The organism is Pelotomaculum sp. PtaB.Bin117, assembly GCF_002067195.1.
GTDB lineage: Bacteria > Bacillota > Desulfotomaculia > Desulfotomaculales > Pelotomaculaceae > Pelotomaculum_D > Pelotomaculum_D terephthalicicum.
Window position 1 is genome coordinate 1 of sequence record NZ_MVQM01000166.1, and the last position, 18534, is coordinate 18534.

Genomic DNA, 18534 nt, shown 5'->3' on the forward strand with positions numbered 1-18534 from the left:
AACCTCTTCATCGGCGAGCCCAACACCGGCAAGTCCAACATTCTTGAGGCACTGGCCCTCCTCTCGTGGTGTGGGCACCCTGCCGACGAGCCTCTGCAAGAATATGTTCGCTTTCACACTATGCCGAACCTGTTCTACGATCAGTTGTTGGACCAGGAAATTGCCGTGACGGCATCACTATCTGACCAGTCGCGCCCCAGACTGCATGTTGCCGTGGATTTTCCAGGTATACGTTTTAACGATGCTTTCAGAAAATGCTGTCTTCAAAAAGGCGTTTATATCACGCCGGAGCACCGGCAATTTATCGGACCCTATGCTCCACTTGATATCGAAAAACGGTTTTATACTTAGTCAATCAGTGCCAATTCTCTGGCGCGAAAAACCGCATCATAGCGGTGCCGACCTCCAGCTTTTGGTAAGCAACCTTGGTTAACCCTTGAGTGTCTAAAAAGATGTACTTAATGAGGAGGGTTATTGCAGTATGGATATTAACCTAAACTATAGGTATGTGAACAATTTTGATTATAATCTTGTCTCGATGAGCTGAGAGGAAAATAGTCTGGCTGTCTGCAAAATTATTTGGTAAAATTGGACTAAAAAGCTAGCCTACTTTGATGGGAGCGACTATGCAAACTTCTGCCCTGCTATTAATTGCTTCACTCGGGGCCATTTCTGTTTTATTGATGTTGTATGTCTATATCTTTATGTTTGAACGTAGACTTTTTCTTGGCCTCTGGTTTATTGGCTGGGCCATCATTGCGTTTAATTATAGTCTGGATGCTTTTTTCCCTAACTTGTTGAGACAAAACTGCCTGATTTTATTTCTTAGTCTAAGTTCATATTTCTATGCAAACCTTTTAATATCTTGGGGTACTTTAATATTCCTGAAAATCAAAGCTGGAATATCCCTATTTTTAAGGGTAGGGATAATATGGTTATTATTTTTTATCTTTTTTTTAAATCAAAACTGGTCGGATCTGCAGATGATTAAATATACCTATTTAGCGGTATTTGCTCTATCCTCCTGGGTAGGCGCAGCTATGATCAAATCGGCCAAAAGGTACGGAAAACTCGCTCTTTTTTTAGGTTTATTAAATATAGCCTGGGTTGGCAATACCGTTATTTTTTCTTATATTCTAAAAATGCCCCAGATGGCTCCCTATATTGTTTCGCATACAATCTTACTTTTCAATGCAATTGGACTTATTCAGCTTTTTTTAAAAGAGCAAAAGGATGAGATTGGGCGAGGATTGGCTCATATAACTTACCTCACTTTCCACGACGAATTAACCGGATTGTATAATAAGACTTATTTTGATAAGAAAATACAAGAGTTGGCAAAAAATAATGACTGCCTGCCCATCTCCTTGCTCGTTGGCGATATGAACGGGCTAAAATTCGTTAATGATGTTTTTGGTCATCAGGATGGAGATAATTGGCTTAAAAGGATGGCCTTCATTATTCAACAATCTTGTCGTCAAAATGATATTATAGCAAGATGGGGCGGTGATGAGTTCGCTGTTATTCTTCCAAACACCGACAAAGAAACAGCTCTCGATATTGGACATAAGATTAACGCAGCATGTAAAAGCAACCAGGAGACAGATATTCTTTTAAGTATATCCTTGGGTGTAGCAACTAAAACCGATAGTAAAGCAGATTTGTCTAAGGTCTTAAAAGAAGCTGAAGAATTAATGTATGAAATTAAGCTTATCGAAGGCAAGAAAGCCAGGTGGGCTATCGCTGAAATCTTAGGTAAACTGTTGCAGAAAAAAGATTATGAAACCAAAGAACATATTGAAAGATTGGAATCTTTCGCTAAAGAGTTCGCACGAATTCTTAATTTCCCCAAGGAAAATTTTAATAATCTTGTGCAGGCTACAAATTTACATGACATCGGTAAAATCGGTATACCTGAAGATATTGTTCTGAAGAAGTCCCATCTTAATGAATCAGAATGGTTTATTATGAAAAAACATGTCGAAATTGGCTATCGAATTGCTCACGCGTCCGGAGAATTTGCCCATCTCGCCGATATCATTTTATATCACCATGAATGGTGGAACGGCCAAGGCTATCCCCAGGGGCTTAAAGAAGAAGAGATTCCTCTTTTGTCACGGATCATATCCATTTTAGACGCCTTTGATGTCATGACCCACCAGCAGCCTTATAAACCCGCCAAGACTATAAACGAAGCACTGCATGAACTTTGTCTCAAAGCAGGAACTCAGTTTGATCCTACTTTAGTTCCGATATTTATTAAGATGATGACCGATAAAAGCCTTAGCTAAAACAGACGATTATTCCCCTCTGGGGATAAACTGCCGGGGGAATAGAGTTCTTGATGAGTTCGTTTGACGATAATTTTAGAGATAAGTTTATCCGAATCAACGCACTAAGGCATATAGAAAATTGTATTATTGTCGAAACGGTAACGTCGAATTTAAAGGAAGGGATACATTCCTAAATCAGAATAGGAGATTAGTAACATAGCTTCTGAAGTATTAGAAAAAATGACTCTATATTTTAATGGTGATATCAGAAGGGTTAACCATGCCCTAAAAGTGTATGGTTTTGCTAAAGCCATGGATAAGGATACCACTAAACCCACATTTGATGAAGTTACTAAATCAATTTCTTATAAAAAAATTTTGTTCAATGATTAAAGAATTCGGTACAGACAGGTACATAAAGAAATTATTTACAATCAAAATGCTTTATATTATGTTTATTTCAGATCAGCCAAACTGAATAAATAAGAGCTGGCTAACTTATTGAGATATATAAAAGGTTTGGAGGAAAGTTAATTGATTGAAACGTTGAAGTTGGTTTTTCCATTTGTGCTATTCTTTATAATCGGTTACTTATTTAAAGTTAAGTTTAAATATGCGGAAGAAATGGGTCAAATAATAACAAAAATAATTCTATATATTACTCTTCCAGTTACGATTTTCTTATCATTCGTCAGTAATACGGAAAATTTAGGAAATGCAATTTATTTACCATTCATAGGCTTACTTATTCCGCTAATTCTATTTGGCATTACATATATTGTATCAAAGAGACTCAATTTAGATGAAAAAACTGAGTGTGTGTTTATTACATGTCCTCTGATAACAAATGCTATGCTATTTTTAAGTCCATTTATCTATTTGGTTTATGGTGATGTTGGTGTTACACGGCTCAGTTTATACGATGTAGGAAATTCGATTACTATTTATATGATAGCACAAACACTATTCGTCTCGTATGAGTGCAAAAGATTCAATTTATTTAAAGGTTTAAAAACGTTGTTGATGTCATTTCCAATATGGGGGCTTGTTGCTGGCTTAGTTGTAGGTGGAGTAGGAATTGTTATACCAGAGTTTATAATGAAACCGCTTAAGATAATCAGAGAAGTAAACACATTCTTACCGTTATTCGTATTAGGTTTTTACTTTAAGCCCGTGTTAGATAATATAAAAGTTGTTTTTAATGCTGTCTTCATAAAGATGGTTTTAGGACTTTGCTTAGGAATAGGCTTATCGTTTTTGTTCACAGAATCAATAGATAAAATTACTATTATCTTAGCATCTTCGGCACCAGTAGGAGCTGTAAGTTTAGTTTTTGCATCGGTATATGGTAAAGACACTAAATTTGCTTCAAGTTTAGTATCTTATTCTGCAGCAGTTGGAATTATTGTACTTACGATTTTAGAATATTCTTTTAATGTTTTTGGATTAAAATAATTATTTGTACCAATGTGGTAAAGCTGCAATGGCTCTTTTACCTAATAATAATCCCGCTTGTTTTCTGAACCTAAACAAATCAGATTTTATCTATTAGAGAAGGAATTAGACGCCTGGCGAATATTTTTATGGCTCTTTATGGGAAGAACTAAAAGGAACATTATCGAATGTATTAAAAATATTTTTTTCTTTTAGAATGGATGGACACTCAATGCGATCGAGAGTAAATGCTAGATCATAGAGGAGGCAATAATGGAATTTATAGGTAATATCGTAAAATATACTTCTCTCGCCTTAGTGATTTTGAGTTGTATACTTATTATTATTAGATTTCTAAATGAGCTTGAGTTTACTTCGATCATTCCACCAGTTTTAAAAAATATTACACGCAAAATAATTCTTGAAAGGGAGAATTTTATCGATTCAGAGAAAAGTGAAGCTCCTAAAAATATTTTTATAAAATTTCTGTTATTTGTGTTTGCAAGTAGAATATTAATATTTGCGGTTACATATATAATTCAAATGTTGCTGAAAAAACAGTTTATCAACCTTGGCACATACTTGCAAATGTGGTTTATCCAAGATACTCCTCATTATATAAACATAGCACAGAACGGATATCAAAATGTAGGAGAGGAACGATTCTATATTGTTTTTTACCCTTTATATCCATTTTTGATCAAAATTTTTAGTTTTCTTTTTTATGATTATCTAATATCGGGAATATTAGTATCTTGCTTATTTTTAGCTATTGCATGTCTATACGTGTATAAACTTGTTCTTTTAGAATTTGGAAACGAAAAATTAGCTGAGCAAGCTGTATTGTTACTTCTGATTTTCCCTTATTCTTTTTTCTTTGGCATTATATATACCGAAAGCCTATTCCTTGCACTGTCGGCAATGGTATTTTACTATTCCAGGAAAAAGAAATGGGCTCTAGCAGGTATTTTAGGTATACTTGGAGCTTTAACAAAAAATCAGGGCCTATTTCTATTTGTGCCTATTGCTATAGAAATATGTTTAAGTAGCTCAATAATAAATGAATTAAAAAAACATAGATATAAAAGCGCTCTAAAGCATTTATTTACAATTCTACCGTACTCATTATTGCCGTTTATTGGGTTTGCAATATATCTTCTTACAAATAAACTAGTCACTGGGAATTGGTTTAAGTTTTTAGAATATCAAAAAATACGTTGGGATAATAGTATGTGGCTTTTTGCGGATAGTATAAAAAAAGGATTTATGTGTGCATTAAGCTATGATAGGATTTTTTCTATTGGAACATTTATACCTCAAGTAATATTTTTTTTTGTAGCTATTATTTTAATTATTATATCAATAAAAAAAGTTCCATTATCTTATATTGTATTTTCATTAATTGTAATAATATTTTCGTATTCACCTACATGGTTATTAAGTGGACCAAGATACATTTCAAGTTTAGTTCCTATTTATATTTTCCTTTTATTATTTACGCAAAAAAGTAGAATTATTAAACATACTACTAATATTGTATGTGTATTACTTTTATTTTTATATTCTACGACCTTTATCAATGGTGGAACTTATTAGCATATATATGATAAAGCCAAGAAATCATTTTGATTACCTGCTCTTTTTACTGTGGATAATGTGTTATAATTATTGTGTGTTTTTTGTTTGCCCGGGAAATTCGGAAAGGGGTCTGCACTGCTCGCAAATCAAGATGCAAAGTTGTTTGCCAACTTGTATCAATGGTTGGAGCGCAGTATTTCAGGATATTATGAAAATGGATAATATCTGGGACAAATTTGCTTCAGTACAACAGCTATATCGGGAATTAAATGCTATCATAGAATCTTCTTTTGACGGTTTGATGATTACTGACTCCAAAGGGAGAATTATTAGGATAAACCAGGCGCTAGCCCGTATATGCGGATTAGATGCCTCTCATATTGAAGGTAAATATGCTAACAACTTATTTAAGAATGGTATTATCCTGTGTGAATCCATTGCAGTCAAAGCATTGAAGGAAAAACGCACAGTAACCAGTATGCAGAAACTCAATAATAATGACAAAGAAGTTATGGTTACCGGCAATCCGATTTTTGATGAGCAGGGAAATGTTACTAGAGTAGTTACTAACATCCGTGATATTACGGAACTCAATAGGCTAAAAGAAGAAGTCACGGAACTCAATAGGTTAAAGGAAGAAGTCAAGGTGTCAAAATTGCTGGCCACACGCTATCAGGCGGAAGTTACCAATTTTATGGCCGAATGCTTACGAAAAGATAAGATAATCGCGGAAAGTCCAGGGATGGTTAAGACGCTTAATCTTGTGGTGAAAGCGGCCAGGACAGATGCCACCGTCTTGATATTAGGCGAATCCGGCGTGGGAAAAGAAGTTATTGCCAGGGTAATTCACAATGCCAGCCAACGGTTGTGTACAGGGGGTTTTATCAAGATAAATTGCGGTGCCATCCCGGAAAACTTATTGGAGTCAGAACTATTTGGCTATGAACCGGGAGCATTTACCGGCGCCAATCCAAAAGGAAAACCGGGTATGTTTGAAATCGCAAACCATGGCACCCTGCTATTGGACGAGATCGGCGATTTGCCCTTGAATTTGCAGGTAAAACTGTTGCGCATTTTACAGGAGCAGGAGGTTTACCGTATTGGGGCTACCAGGTCAAATAAGTTCGATGTGCGGATTATCGCTTCTACTAATCGGAATATTGAGGAACAGGTTCAGGAGGGGAGTTTTCGAGAAGATCTTTTTTACCGGTTGAATGTTTTGTCCATAGAAGTTCCGCCTTTAAGAAAACGCAAAGAAGATATTCTGCCGCTGGCGAAGCAGTTTATTTCCCTATACAACGAAAAGTACGGTGTGGAAAGACGGATTGCTCCGCAAGCAATACCCATCTTAGAAGAGTATAATTGGCCGGGTAATGTCCGGGAGTTGCAAAACGTGCTGGAGAGACTGCTGGTCATGTCCGATGAAGAAGTAATACCGGCGGCGCAAGTTCAAAACGAGTTAACAAAGATTAGAGCCAAATATAAATCTCCGGTTAGTGTCAATGAGCTAATACCGCTTAAAGACGCGAAAGAGATTCTGGAAAAACAATTGATTTCTATGGCATTCGACTGCTGCCCCTCTACCCGTAAAGTTGCTGAGGTATTGGGAATCGACCACTCGAATATTATTCGCAAAACAGCCAAATACGGCATTAAGCGATAGTTATGTGAATAAATTGGCAGGTGGAAATAAATAATGGTGCGTGTTTACACCGAACGGTGTGATTTCGCACCATTATTTATTACAATTACCAGTAACTATGCTTAGCCATAATATTTTTTTATATTCATCTTTCAAGGAAAATAGCAACTGTTTACTGAAAAGTATAACAATTCTAAGTATTGGCACTAAATTTGCAGTATAATACTTATCAAGGGAGAAAATGATCTGCGATTTAAGGGGGTCGTCTTAAATGTTGCCTGACAGTGATTACAAAAAATTAACCGCGCCGGAATCCGTTGCTTTGGTTGGAGTTACCAGACGCACCGGGATAGGAAGCATCAACCCTCTGGAAGTATTGCTCAAATGGGGCTACCGGGGAAGGATTTACCCGGTCAACCGGCAGGGAGGAATAATATTAGGATGCCAAGCTTACACTTCCCTGCTGGATGTGCCGGAAATACCCGACCTGGCGGTCATTTGCGCGCCTCGTGACGCAGTGCCGGAGCTTTTCGGCGAGTGCGCCGCTAAAGGGATTAAAATTGTCATTATCACAGCCCAGGGTTTTTTCGACGGAGATGAGCAGGGCAGGCTGATGCAGGAGGAGCTTCTTGACATGGCTGCTAAAAACAGCATCAGGGTGCTCGGGCCGAACACCCTTGGTATTGTCAACAATTTTAATAATTTTTGCACTTCATTTGTTAATTTTATCAATCCCGTTAAACCGATAGGAATTACCTGCCAAACGGGCACTTTTTATTTAGGCGCTTCACAGCTGTGCACCGGCATAGGAATCATAGTTGATACCGGAAACACAACGGATATTGACGTCTCCGATGTATTGGGCCACCTCGCCAGGGAGCCCCATCTCAAAGTAATCAACATACACATGGAGAGCTTGAGAAACGGAACTAAGTTCATGGAGGCAGCTAAAGACGCCGTGCCGCTAATGCCGGTGATTATTTATAAAACCGGAACCAGCGCCGCCGGTTCAATCGCCGCGAGTTCACATACAGGCTCGCTTGCCGGTGAAGACAAGGTTTTTGACACTGCTTTTAAACAGTGCGGCTTGCTCCGTGTGGTGGACATCGAAGAAATGGGCGACCTTAACAAGGTATTCTGCACGTTTAGCGGCATCAAGGGAAACAGGATTGGAATTGTTTCGATATCCGGCGGCGCCGGAGTGATGGCTGCGGATGCCTGTGCCCGTTACGGCTTGGAAATAGCCACGCTGAGCAGATCCACCTTTGAGCAGTTGAATGAATTGTTTCCGGCATGGGCACATTGCAGCAACCCTATGGATATGTGGCCGGCCAGCATGTTTAACGGCTACCAGTATTCCTACCGCCGCATCCTGGAAGCCTTCATGCAAGACCCGCAGGTGGATTCGGTCATCTGCATGACCGGCTCATTTTTGGACAAAGAAGAGGACTTTTTAGACGTAACCGGTGTAATCAGGGAGATCGCCGGTAAATATCCGGATAAGCCGATAGTTGTTTCCACATGCGGGAATCGCTATCGGGATTATGAATTGGAATTAGAAAAAGACAACAACGTTTTGTATTATTTTTCTCTTGAGCGCGCCGCCAGAGCGCTCTCCGCGCTGTATAAATATCACCATCTAATCAAGAAAAATGTACGTTATACGGCACCCGTGCCGGTTAACCCCGGGCAGAATCCCGCCGGGGAGATTCTTGCCGGCAAGAGCGGAAACCTGGAGCAAACGGAAGCTTTCAGACTCCTGGAATCTTACAGTATCCCCGTGGCCCGCTGGGAAACTGCCAAAAACATGGAGGAAGCCGTTACGCTTGCCAAAAAAATAGGATATCCGGTGGCCATGAAAGTAATTAGCCCGGATATCAATCATAAGTCAGATGTCGGGGGTGTGCGGCTTAATATCGGGAATACTCAACAACTTGAAGATGCTTTTACGGAAATGCACAGGGAGATACAGCGCAGGCAAGCCGGCGCAAGAATTGAAGGAGTGCTTATTCAGGAGTACCTGCCCAAGGGAACCGAACTGTTAGTCGGATGCAAGAGAGATCCGCAATTTGGCCCGGTGCTGGCCTTTGGCATGGGAGGCGTCTTTACCGAGATACTGAATGATATTTCGTTGAGAATACCTCCTTTGAGCAGGGAAGAATTCATGAATATGATTAATGAAACAAAAGTGAGTAAAATACTGGCCGGTGCCAGGGGCACCATTGCGGTAAACTTTAATGAGTTAACTGATTGCCTGGCAGGTTTTGCGCAGTTGGTGATGGAGAACCCATCAATATCGGAGATGGATATAAATCCTTTACTGGCTTATGCTGACAGGATCGTGGCCCTGGACGCCAGGATCGCATTGGGACAATAAGCCGGCGGCAGTGCTGGCGCGGGGCATCGGAAGATTTGATATGGGAAGGAGATGCTATTAATGCTGAATTTATTTTCTCCCGCGAAGAAGAACACAACCGTAGCAGATGATACCCTGGCGAGGCTGGATTTCACCTCCGCCATAGCTAATTATTCGCTTGTTTTTAACGAGTTCATGGCGCTGTGCCTGGCCATAAAAGTAAAGGAAATTATGGGGAGCGCCACCGATTTGGCGGCGTTGTGCCAGGAGACATCGGCTGCCGCCGAAGAAACCTCGGCGACCACCCAGCAAATCAGCGCCGGCATGCAGCAGGTTAAAGCCGGCGAGTTGGATAATTACAACAGGCTGAGAGCCTTGAATGATTTGGCGAAAAATGCCGGCTCAGTGCTGAACAACATGGTCGGCAACGCGACAGAGCTTGTGGAGCAAATAAAAAGCATTGACAACATCAGTGAGAGCGTATCAGAAATAGCTGATAAAACAAATCTCTTGTCGTTGAACGCGGCAATCGAAGCGGCGCGCGCCGGTGAATACGGCAGGGGCTTTTCCGTAGTGGCAGAAGAAGTGCGGAAACTGGCCGATCAAACAAAAATAGCAGTGAAGGAAGTTAAAAACATATCGGTGCAGATGGATGAAAAAGCCATGGACACCGGAAACGCAGTGTCAAACGTGAAGCGTATTTTTGAACAGTACATCAGTGATACCGCAACAGTCGCCGAAATAATGAGCGCAAATGTGAAACAGGTAGAACAATCCGCAGACGCGGTGGAGAATATTGCCAGGACCTCCCAGCAGCAGGCCGTGACCACGGAAGGGTTAGTCGGGGTATCCAGTGATTTGGCGTCGGCAGCCAATTTTGCCGACGTATTCGCGGGCATAACCAGCCGGATGAATCAAGTTATTCTTCCATATTTAAAAAAACCCAAAGAAGATCACATCTTGAGCATCCTCGCCGCCAGGCTCACGGACCACACAAATTTTATCAAGAGTCTGATGGAAAAATACGGGAAAGAATCAACAGCGCCAAGCCACCTGGAGTGCGCTTTCGGCCGGTGGTATGAAAAAGAATACGAGCGGTACAAGCATATTAAAGAATATGCGGCCATTCGGGAATTGCACAAAAAGTTTCACGAGGCAGCCAATGTGTTTTTACAGGAGAACAGCTTGATCAAAGCAAAAGGTGTGCTCGATACCTCGCGGCGGCTGCTGGACGCTTTACTGAAATTATCCGCAGTGATTTGTTGAATTTCTAAAACTCTTTTTAATATTGAGCTAACAGTCTATCCGCGGGCGGCAGGAAATCGGGTTCTAAACGGCGAATAGAAAGGCGGTGTTTGGATTTAGACAAAACCTTGGAGGCGACATTGTATGGACATCTTATCTGCAATAGGAAATACACCGCTGGTCGAATTAAAAAATATCAGCGTAAACCCTAAGGTGAAGATTTACGGGAAGCTGGAAGGAAACAATCCGGGCGGATCTGTCAAGGACCGTCCAGCCTATTACATGATAAAAAAAGCAGAAGAATCCGGTGAGCTGACAAAAGGCAAAATTATTCTTGAGCCTACTTCGGGGAACACGGGTATTGCTGTGGCGATGATTAGCGCGGCCAAGGGATACCGGGTCAAGCTCGTAATGCCGGGTTGCGTCAGTGTGGAAAGAAGCAAGACCCTGGAGGCATTCGGAGCGGAAGTTGTCCTGACCCCGGCGGAAGAAGGAACGGACGGAGCTATACGGCTAGCCCACCAAATCGTCAGCGCTGAGCCGGATATGTACTACATGCCTAACCAATTCGTCAACGAGAATAATGCTCTTGCCCATTATGAGACTACGGGCCCGGAAATCTACACGCAGACCGACGGGAAAGTGGATGTGTTTGTGGCGGGTATGGGTACCACGGGGACGCTGATGGGAACTGGCCGCTATTTGAAGGAGAAAAAGCCGGGCGTACGGATCATCGGTGCCGAACCGGTTAAGGGACACACCATCCAGGGGCTGAAAAACATGGAGGAAGCCATCGTACCGCAGATTTATCATCCTGAGCTGCTGGACGAGAAGATCACCATTAAGGATGAAGAGGCTTTTGAGATAGCCAGAATGCTGGCCACGCGAGAAGGCATTTTCGCAGGTATGTCCAGCGGCGCGTCCGTGGCATGCGCCCTTAAGGTGGCTGAACGTATGGAGTCCGGTGTCATCGTGGCCATCCTGTCGGACCGCGGCGACAGGTACTTGAGCACCTCTCTTTTTATGTCCATTTGCGCTAAGTGCTCCCCCTAAATTCTGCGAACAATTATAATTACGGTATTGCCATCTTTTAACCCATGCCCAAAAGAGTATTTTATCCTGGCCGGGTTTTAGCACAAATATATTGCCGGTTAAGTGAAAAGCCTACCCGCTAATATAAGGGAGGTTTTTCTGTTTTAATACGGATGTTCCTGTTTGAACAAACTAAAAAAATGATTTAATGATTGGGGATGTGGACATGGTTGATAAACGTATAAGAATCCTGGCACAAAACCTTGTTAATTATTCCTGTGATTTGCAGGTTGATGAAAAAATCCTCATCGAGGCGGTAGGGCTTGAAATGCCGCTGGTGCAGGAGTTGGTGCGGGAAGTGTACCGTGCCGGCGGAGTGCCTTTTGTTACTATAAAAGATTCCTCGGTGGAAAGGTCCCTGCTGTTGGGGGCGACCGAAGAACAAATGAAAAGCAGGGCGCGGTACGAGGCCGACCGGATGAGTGAGATGGATGCTTATATCGGCATCCGTTCCGGGTCCAACTTTGCGGAGATGTCCGACGTCCCACCGGAAAAAATGTACTTGTACAACAAACACTTCTGGCATGAAGTGCATGGGAATATCCGGGTGCCGAGGACCAAGTGGGTGGTCCTGCGCTACCCTTCGCCCTCCATGGCCCAGTTGGCCGATATGAGCACGGAGGCCTTTGAGAATTTTTACTTCCAGGTCTGCAACCTGGACTATTCTAAAATGGACGCGGCCATGGACCCCCTAATAGAACTGATGGAAAACAGCGACCAAGTGCGGATTATGGGAAAGGGGACCGAACTGACATTTTCCATTAAATCATTGCCGGCCGTAAAGTGCGCCGGCAGGCGAAACATACCCGACGGGGAAGTCTACACCGCTCCGGTCAAAGACTCTGTGAACGGTGTTATCACCTACAATACACCGGCCCAGTATCAAGGATTCACCTATGAGAATATCCGGCTTGAGTTCGAGGACGGGAAGATAGTAAACGTTTCGGCAAACAACACGGAGCGGATCAACAAGGTGTTCGACACCGACGAGGGAGCTCGCTACATAGGCGAATTCGCTCTGGGAGTCAACCCCTACATAACGAAACCCATGAAAGACACCCTGTTTGACGAAAAAATCGCCGGTTCCATCCATTTTACCCCGGGTAGCGCCTACGAGCGGTGTTTCAACGGGAACAAGTCGGCCATCCACTGGGACCTGGTTTATATCCAGACACCGGAATACGGAGGAGGGGAAATATATTTTGACGACGTTCTCGTCAGAAAAGACGGGGTCTTCGTACTGCCGGAACTAGAGGGGTTGAACCCCGACAGTTTAAAGTTGATCAATCTTTTTTCGGAAAAAATAACTTAAGAAGGAAATACCTTGTGTAACTACCCACATCCTTACATCATATTATATCACATGTATTAGTAATAATTAACATTTATTTGAAGACGGTGATATAATGGATGTTCAGAATTGCCAGGATATTCTGGAGAATCTCTATGACGGTTTATATATTGTAGACAGGAAGAGAAAAATTACCTTTTGGAACAAAGGAGCGGAGAAGATTACCGGTTTTAAAAGTGCGGAGGTTGTTGGTTCATATTGCTGGCAAAATTTGCTCACACATGTTGACAGCAAGGGTACCTTACTTTGCAAGGGAATGTGCCCCTTGGCAAAAACCATCGAAGATGGAGTAATGCGTGAGGCTGAGGTATTTCTTCGGCACAAAGGAGGTTATCGGGTTCCTGTTTTTATCCGTATATCCCCCCTCCGGGACTTGAACGGGAAGATCACTGGCGCTATCGAGATTTTTAATGACAATTCCCCCAAAATAGATCTAGTCCAACAGATAGAGCAACTGCGTGAGCTCTCTTTGTTGGACCAATTAACCGGGCTGGCCAACCGGCGTTATGCGGAAATTCATTTACAGGGTAAAATTAAAGAAATGTCCGATTGTGGCTGTTCATTTTTCGGGGTGATATTTCTAGATATAGATCATTTTAAAAAGGTTAATGACGAACATGGGCACGATGTGGGCGATGAAGTTTTGAAAATGGTGTCAATGACCTTAAAAAGAGGAGTTAATGGAAAGGGTCTGGTTTGCCGTTGGGGTGGAGAGGAATTTATTGTGGTGATACCGGCCGGTGATATTTATATGCTTCAGTCTATTGCCGGGAGTCTGCGCGCTCTTGTTGAACAATCACGCTATTCAAATGGGCGGCATGTAGTATCGGTTACTGTATCCGCAGGGGCCACGATGGCCGTTCCCGGTGATACGGTGGATAGTATGGTGAAGAGAGCAGATGCACTGATGTTCCGGAGCAAAAAAATGGGTAGAAATAGGGTATCAGTTTAAACTGCTCTCAGCAGTAGCTAAGATATAACTTGATCACTAAGGTTGCCGCCCGCGAACTGGCTGTTATAAAGGTCGGCGTAGAAGCCTTTCTTGGCAAGGAGATCGTTGTGATTACCCTGTTCTACGATGGCTCCTTTGTTCATTACGAGGATAAGGTCTGCGTCACGGATTGTTGAAAGTCTGTGAGCGATTACAAAGCTGGTTCTTCCCTTCATTAATCTTGCCATCGCTTTTTGGATAAGCACTTCGGTTCTCGTGTCGATGTTGCTGGTGGCTTCGTCGAGAATGAGGATCGCCGGGTCGGCGAGAATAGCCCGGGCTATGGTCAAAAGTTGCTTCTGGCCTTGCGAAATATTTGAAGCTTCTTCGTTTAGCACAGTATCATAACCATCGGGGAGAGTTTTGATGAAGTGATGGGCATTGGCGACCTTTGCCGCGCGGATGACCTCTTCCCCGGTGGCACCTTTACGTCCATAAGCAATATTGTCCCTGATGGTGCCATTGAATAGCCATGTATCCTGCAGCACCATCCCGAACATCGTACGCAAATCTCCGCGTTTCATGTCCCTGATATCCACGCCGTCGATGGTGATCCGCCCGCCTTGGACCTCATAAAAGCGCATAATCAGATTCACCAGAGTTGTCTTACCCGCTCCGGTCGGCCCGACGATGGCGATAGTATTGCCGTGCTTAATATTTATGCTGAGATCTTCCATAAGCGGAGCATCTTCCTTATAGCCGAACCTTACATGTTCAAATATGATATTGCCTTGCGGGAGCCTAATGACTTTCGCGTCCTCCTGATCAGGGATTTGTTCAACCTCATCCATAATCTCAAATACTCGTTCCGCTGAAGCAACTGTAGACTGCAATATGTTGGCTATATTGGCCACCTGGATGATCGGCTGGGTAAATTGCCTGGTATACTGGATGAACGCCTGGATATCACCGATCTCAATTTTCTTGTGCGCGACCAATAAGCCGCCAGCAACGCATATGGCAACATAACCAACATTATTTACAAAGTTCAAGGCCGGGAAGATAACGCCGGACATGAACTGCGCCTTCCATCCGACGCCGTACAGTCTTGCGTTAATCTCTTTGAACTTCATTATTGAGTCTTCTTCATTTCCGAATGCTTTAACGATCTTATGTCCAGCGTACATTTCCTCAATATGACCGTTGAGTTCACCAAGGCATTTCTGCTGGTCCGCGAAAAACTTCTGAGATTTCTTGGTGATTATAGCTGTTATGAACATACTGGCCGGAAGGGTAAACAGTGCTATAAGAGTCACCACGGGGCTGATTGTCAGCATCATGATCAAAATACCGATAACAGTCACCAAAGAAGTGATCAACTGGGTCAAACTTTGCTGAAGTGTCGTCGCAATGTTGTCCAGGTCATTCGTCACCCGGCTCAGGATCTCGCCATGGGTGCGCCGGTCGAAATATTTGAGCGGAAGATGGTCAAGCTTGTTTTTCACGTCGTTGCGCATTTGATAAACAGTTTTTTGTGACACGCTCGACATGATAAAGGCCATCACGTAGCTGCACAGGGCGCTGATTAAATATAGCGCGAGCAGCAATAGCAGAATTTTTCCTATATATTCGAAGTCAAAGGTCGGTATGGGCTGCTTTTTAAGTTTGCTGATCACCTCAACCGGCATATTGCTTTGAATAGCTGTATAAAGCTGGGTATAATATTCGTACTTGGCGAGCATCCCGTCAGCAAGTTTGGTCGTAGCCTTCCCCATGATTTTGGGTCCCACAATTGCGAAAAGTGTACTTACAATAGCCAGAATAAGCACCGCAATGAAACGGTACTTTTCCGGCCGCAGATAATTTATTAATCTTTTTAACGTTCCTCGGAAATCTTTTGCTTTTTCCACCGGGGCCCCCATCATCGGGCCGCGGCCCATATGGCCTGGACGCGCCGGACCGGTTCTTGGTGAATCTTTTCCGTTCATGATGTTACGCAATCTCCTCTCTTGACAATTGGGAGGATACAATCTCACGGTATACTGTACATGTACTCATTAGTTCCTTATGTTTGCCGATGCCTTCAATCCGCCCTTCATCCAATACGATGATCCTGTCGGCGTCCATGACTGTTCCAGCCCTCTGGGCAACAAGAATAACGGTGGAAACAGTGGTTTCTTTTTTAAGCGCCGCCCGTAGTTGGGCGTCAGTCTTGAAGTCGAGGGCTGAAAAGCTATCGTCCAAGATATATATCCCGGGCTTCCTGACTAAAGCGCGGGCGATGGAAAGCCTTTGTTTCTGCCCGCCGGATAGATTGGTTCCACCCTGAGAGATAAGTGAATTATAGCCGTCTTGCATCTTAGAAATGAACTCGCTTGCCTGGGCGATCTCCGCCGCGCGGGCAACCTCCTCGTCGGTGGCGTCAGCCTTGCCGTAACGGATGTTTTCAGAAACGGTGCCGCTAAAGAGGATTGGCGTCTGGGGCACGAACCCGATTTTCGCCCGGAGATCTTTCTGGGGCATTTGCCGGACATCCACTCCGTCAACCAGGACACGGCCGCTGCCAACATCATAGAATCGCGGTATCAGATTAATCAGAGTGGATTTACCCGAGCCGGTACCGCCAATTATGGCTGTCACCTCGCCGGGATAAGCGGTGAAGGATATATTTCTGACGGCGGGCATTTCAGCGCCGGGATAGCTGAAAGTAACATCCTGGAATTCCACTCGGCCGCCCTGGCCGTCGGATTTTTCACTGTGTAAAGGGTCAAATATTCGCGGTTCCATATCCAGTACTTCATTTATCCGCAAGGCCGACGCTTGGGCTCTCGGAACCATGACAAACATAATTGTCACCATGATGATGGAAAACATGACCTGCATCGCGTACTGAAGAAACGCCATCATGTCTCCGATTTGCATTTCATTTTGACTGATGCGGTGGCCACCAAACCAGATAATTGCTATCGAGGTAAAATTCATCATGATGATCATGAGCGGCTGTATCGCCGCCATTATTTTATTTACCTTGATCGAGGTTTCGGTCAGGTCGCGGTTCGCTTTCTCGAACCGTTCACTTTCGCTCTTGAGTCTGTTGAAGGCGCGAATGACCCTGATGCCGGTCAAATTTTCACGGAGTACCAGATTAACTTTATCCAGCTTGACCTGCATTGATTTGAACAAGGGAACGATTACACTGGCGATGCATGCAATCAAGAGCAACATGACGGGGAGAACTACGGCCAGGATTAAAGTAAGCTGCTTATCCTTGGAAAACGCCATGATGATACCCCCGACGCACATGATCGGGGCATAGACCATAAATCGCAAACCCATTACCACCAGGGTGTGTGCCTGAATAACGTCGTTGGTTGTTCTGGTGATCAGGGAAGCAGTGCCAACTTTATCGAATTCTTGCAGGGAATAGCTCTCCACGCGTGAAAAAACCTTGTCGCGGATGTCTCTGCCGAAGCCCACCCCGATAATTGAAGACAAATAGCTGCTCATAATGGAGCAGAGGCTGCTGGCAAGCGCTACGAGGAGCATGTAGCTCCCGAATTTCCAGATATAATCTGTATTGCCCTTCATCATGCCGTTATTGACGACATCCGACATCAGCGTAGGCAGAGATAGTTCCGCCAGGGACTGGACGAAAAGGAACGCTATCACCCAAAACAAATTCCACATATATGGCTTAAGAAATCGGGATAGTCTAAGCATGGTTTATTCAATCTCCGCTTGAATTTAATTGGCCAGTTGATTAATTGGCTTTTACCGGCATATTGTCAAAAAACTTCATCCTTGCAAACTGCGCCAGGCCCGATCCTTGAAATAGTCCTTCCAAATCTATTTCATTCCATAGACCACCTTAAAGGATTGCGTTTTTAATACACCGGCCTGACAATAATTTAGTAAATGCTTTTCAGAATCTCATAGGTCCTCTTCAGCGTTTGCTCTAGTTCATTCAGTTCCATTTCAGGAAGTGTTTCAAGTTTTTCAATAAGATCTTTTTTTATTTCCGCTAGTATTTCATCGAACATGTTTCTGCCGGTTTCTGTTGCTTCTATGCGGACGATCCGCCGGTCTTTTTCATCTGTTTTTCTGATTAACAAACCGTTGTCAATGAGCTTGTAGACGAGAGGAGTAAGCTGTTGTTTTGATATCTGCATCTTACCGGCCAATTCCGACATCGAAAGAGATCCGCTCCGCCGCAGCACAGATATCGCAAAAAATTGAACGTGGCTTATCCGGGAGCGTGTAATTAATTCTGCCGGCCTGATGAATTTGTCACGCACACAGGCCATAAGTGCCAGTAAGTCGTCGGCCACTTGTTCCAATTTACTATAACACCTCCGGCATATGTAAATTTGGTTAAACAATAAAAACATTATACAGCAATCGGGCGTCGTTGGTAAATATATATTAACTATTAACTAAAATAATTATTAATCACTAACAGCATTTGGTTTGCAATTGCTTATCCGTACGTAACCTCGCAGTGGACTAGTGGCAAAAGAGTTAATAGGGGCATTCGCAAGAGATGAATTGTATTTTACCATACATATGTGTTAATATATGAAATATATTAACAGCCGTTAATGGGGAAAGATACGAACTTTAGTTGTTTATGGC

Annotated in this window: 13 protein-coding genes; 10 read left to right on the forward strand and 3 right to left on the reverse strand. The window is 43.2% G+C overall.

Features of this window, described 5'->3' with window-relative positions; all coding sequences use genetic code 11:
* From A4E54_RS12795 to A4E54_RS12840, 10 genes are all read left to right on the forward strand, one after another.
* A partial coding sequence (locus A4E54_RS12795; RefSeq protein WP_286726335.1) for a hypothetical protein occupies positions 1-351 on the forward strand: 351 nt, incomplete at its 5' end.
* A 275-nt stretch (positions 352-626) separates the two neighbouring features.
* Positions 627-2291 carry a bifunctional diguanylate cyclase/phosphohydrolase gene (locus tag A4E54_RS12800; RefSeq protein WP_286726336.1) on the forward strand — a complete coding sequence of 555 codons (1665 nt, stop codon included), beginning with the start codon at positions 627-629 and terminating at the stop codon, positions 2289-2291.
* 516 nt (positions 2292-2807) lie between these two features.
* Positions 2808-3728 carry an AEC family transporter gene (locus A4E54_RS12805; protein ID WP_286726337.1) on the forward strand — a complete coding sequence of 307 codons (921 nt, stop codon included), beginning with the start codon at positions 2808-2810 and terminating at the stop codon, positions 3726-3728.
* 252 nt (positions 3729-3980) lie between these two features.
* Positions 3981-5303 carry a glycosyltransferase family 39 protein gene (locus A4E54_RS12810; RefSeq protein WP_240084797.1) on the forward strand — a complete coding sequence of 441 codons (1323 nt, stop codon included), beginning with the start codon at positions 3981-3983 and terminating at the stop codon, positions 5301-5303.
* Positions 5304-5499: 196 nt separating this feature from the next.
* Positions 5500-6948, forward strand: a complete 1449-nt coding sequence (locus A4E54_RS12815; protein ID WP_240084798.1) for a sigma-54 interaction domain-containing protein — start codon at positions 5500-5502, stop codon at positions 6946-6948.
* A 250-nt stretch (positions 6949-7198) separates the two neighbouring features.
* Entirely contained in the window at positions 7199-9304 is a 2106-nt protein-coding gene (locus tag A4E54_RS12820) for an acetate--CoA ligase family protein (protein ID WP_286726340.1), read from the forward strand.
* A gap of 60 nt (positions 9305-9364) precedes the next feature.
* Entirely contained in the window at positions 9365-10549 is a 1185-nt protein-coding gene (locus A4E54_RS12825) for a methyl-accepting chemotaxis protein (protein WP_240084800.1), read from the forward strand.
* A gap of 123 nt (positions 10550-10672) precedes the next feature.
* Positions 10673-11581, forward strand: a complete 909-nt coding sequence (locus A4E54_RS12830) for a PLP-dependent cysteine synthase family protein (protein ID WP_240084801.1) — start codon at positions 10673-10675, stop codon at positions 11579-11581.
* A 205-nt stretch (positions 11582-11786) separates the two neighbouring features.
* Complete coding sequence (locus A4E54_RS12835) at positions 11787-12932, forward strand: aminopeptidase (protein WP_240084802.1); 1146 nt, start codon at positions 11787-11789, stop codon at positions 12930-12932.
* A 94-nt stretch (positions 12933-13026) separates the two neighbouring features.
* Positions 13027-13923: a sensor domain-containing diguanylate cyclase gene (locus A4E54_RS12840; protein WP_240084803.1), complete on the forward strand. Its 897-nt coding sequence runs from the start codon at positions 13027-13029 to the stop codon at positions 13921-13923.
* A 17-nt stretch (positions 13924-13940) separates the two neighbouring features.
* On the opposite strand, the gene A4E54_RS12845 is transcribed toward A4E54_RS12840, so the two are convergent.
* The 3 genes from A4E54_RS12845 to A4E54_RS12855 form a co-directional block, all read right to left on the reverse strand.
* Complete coding sequence (locus A4E54_RS12845) at positions 13941-15890, reverse strand: ABC transporter ATP-binding protein (RefSeq protein ID WP_376741825.1); 1950 nt, start codon at positions 15888-15890, stop codon at positions 13941-13943.
* 4 nt (positions 15891-15894) lie between these two features.
* Complete coding sequence (locus A4E54_RS12850) at positions 15895-17622, reverse strand: ABC transporter ATP-binding protein (RefSeq protein ID WP_240084804.1); 1728 nt, start codon at positions 17620-17622, stop codon at positions 15895-15897.
* Between the two features lie 188 nt (positions 17623-17810).
* Complete coding sequence (locus A4E54_RS12855) at positions 17811-18230, reverse strand: MarR family winged helix-turn-helix transcriptional regulator (protein ID WP_240084811.1); 420 nt, start codon at positions 18228-18230, stop codon at positions 17811-17813.
* Positions 18231-18534 lie beyond the last annotated feature (304 nt).

Bases quoted from the DNA above. Each gene is read 5' to 3' on its own strand.
- A4E54_RS12800 (WP_286726336.1), top strand. From the start codon at position 627: ATGCAAACTTCTGCCCTGCTATTAATTGCTTCACTCGGGGCCATTTCT.
- A4E54_RS12810 (WP_240084797.1), top strand. From the start codon at position 3,981: ATGGAATTTATAGGTAATATCGTAAAATATACTTCTCTCGCCTTAGTG.
- A4E54_RS12815 (WP_240084798.1), top strand. From the start codon at position 5,500: ATGGATAATATCTGGGACAAATTTGCTTCAGTACAACAGCTATATCGG.
- A4E54_RS12820 (WP_286726340.1), top strand. From the start codon at position 7,199: ATGTTGCCTGACAGTGATTACAAAAAATTAACCGCGCCGGAATCCGTT.
- A4E54_RS12825 (WP_240084800.1), top strand. From the start codon at position 9,365: ATGCTGAATTTATTTTCTCCCGCGAAGAAGAACACAACCGTAGCAGAT.
- A4E54_RS12830 (WP_240084801.1), top strand. From the start codon at position 10,673: ATGGACATCTTATCTGCAATAGGAAATACACCGCTGGTCGAATTAAAA.
- A4E54_RS12835 (WP_240084802.1), top strand. From the start codon at position 11,787: ATGGTTGATAAACGTATAAGAATCCTGGCACAAAACCTTGTTAATTAT.
- A4E54_RS12840 (WP_240084803.1), top strand. From the start codon at position 13,027: ATGGATGTTCAGAATTGCCAGGATATTCTGGAGAATCTCTATGACGGT.
- A4E54_RS12845 (WP_376741825.1), bottom strand. From the start codon at position 15,890: ATGAACGGAAAAGATTCACCAAGAACCGGTCCGGCGCGTCCAGGCCAT.
- A4E54_RS12850 (WP_240084804.1), bottom strand. From the start codon at position 17,622: ATGCTTAGACTATCCCGATTTCTTAAGCCATATATGTGGAATTTGTTT.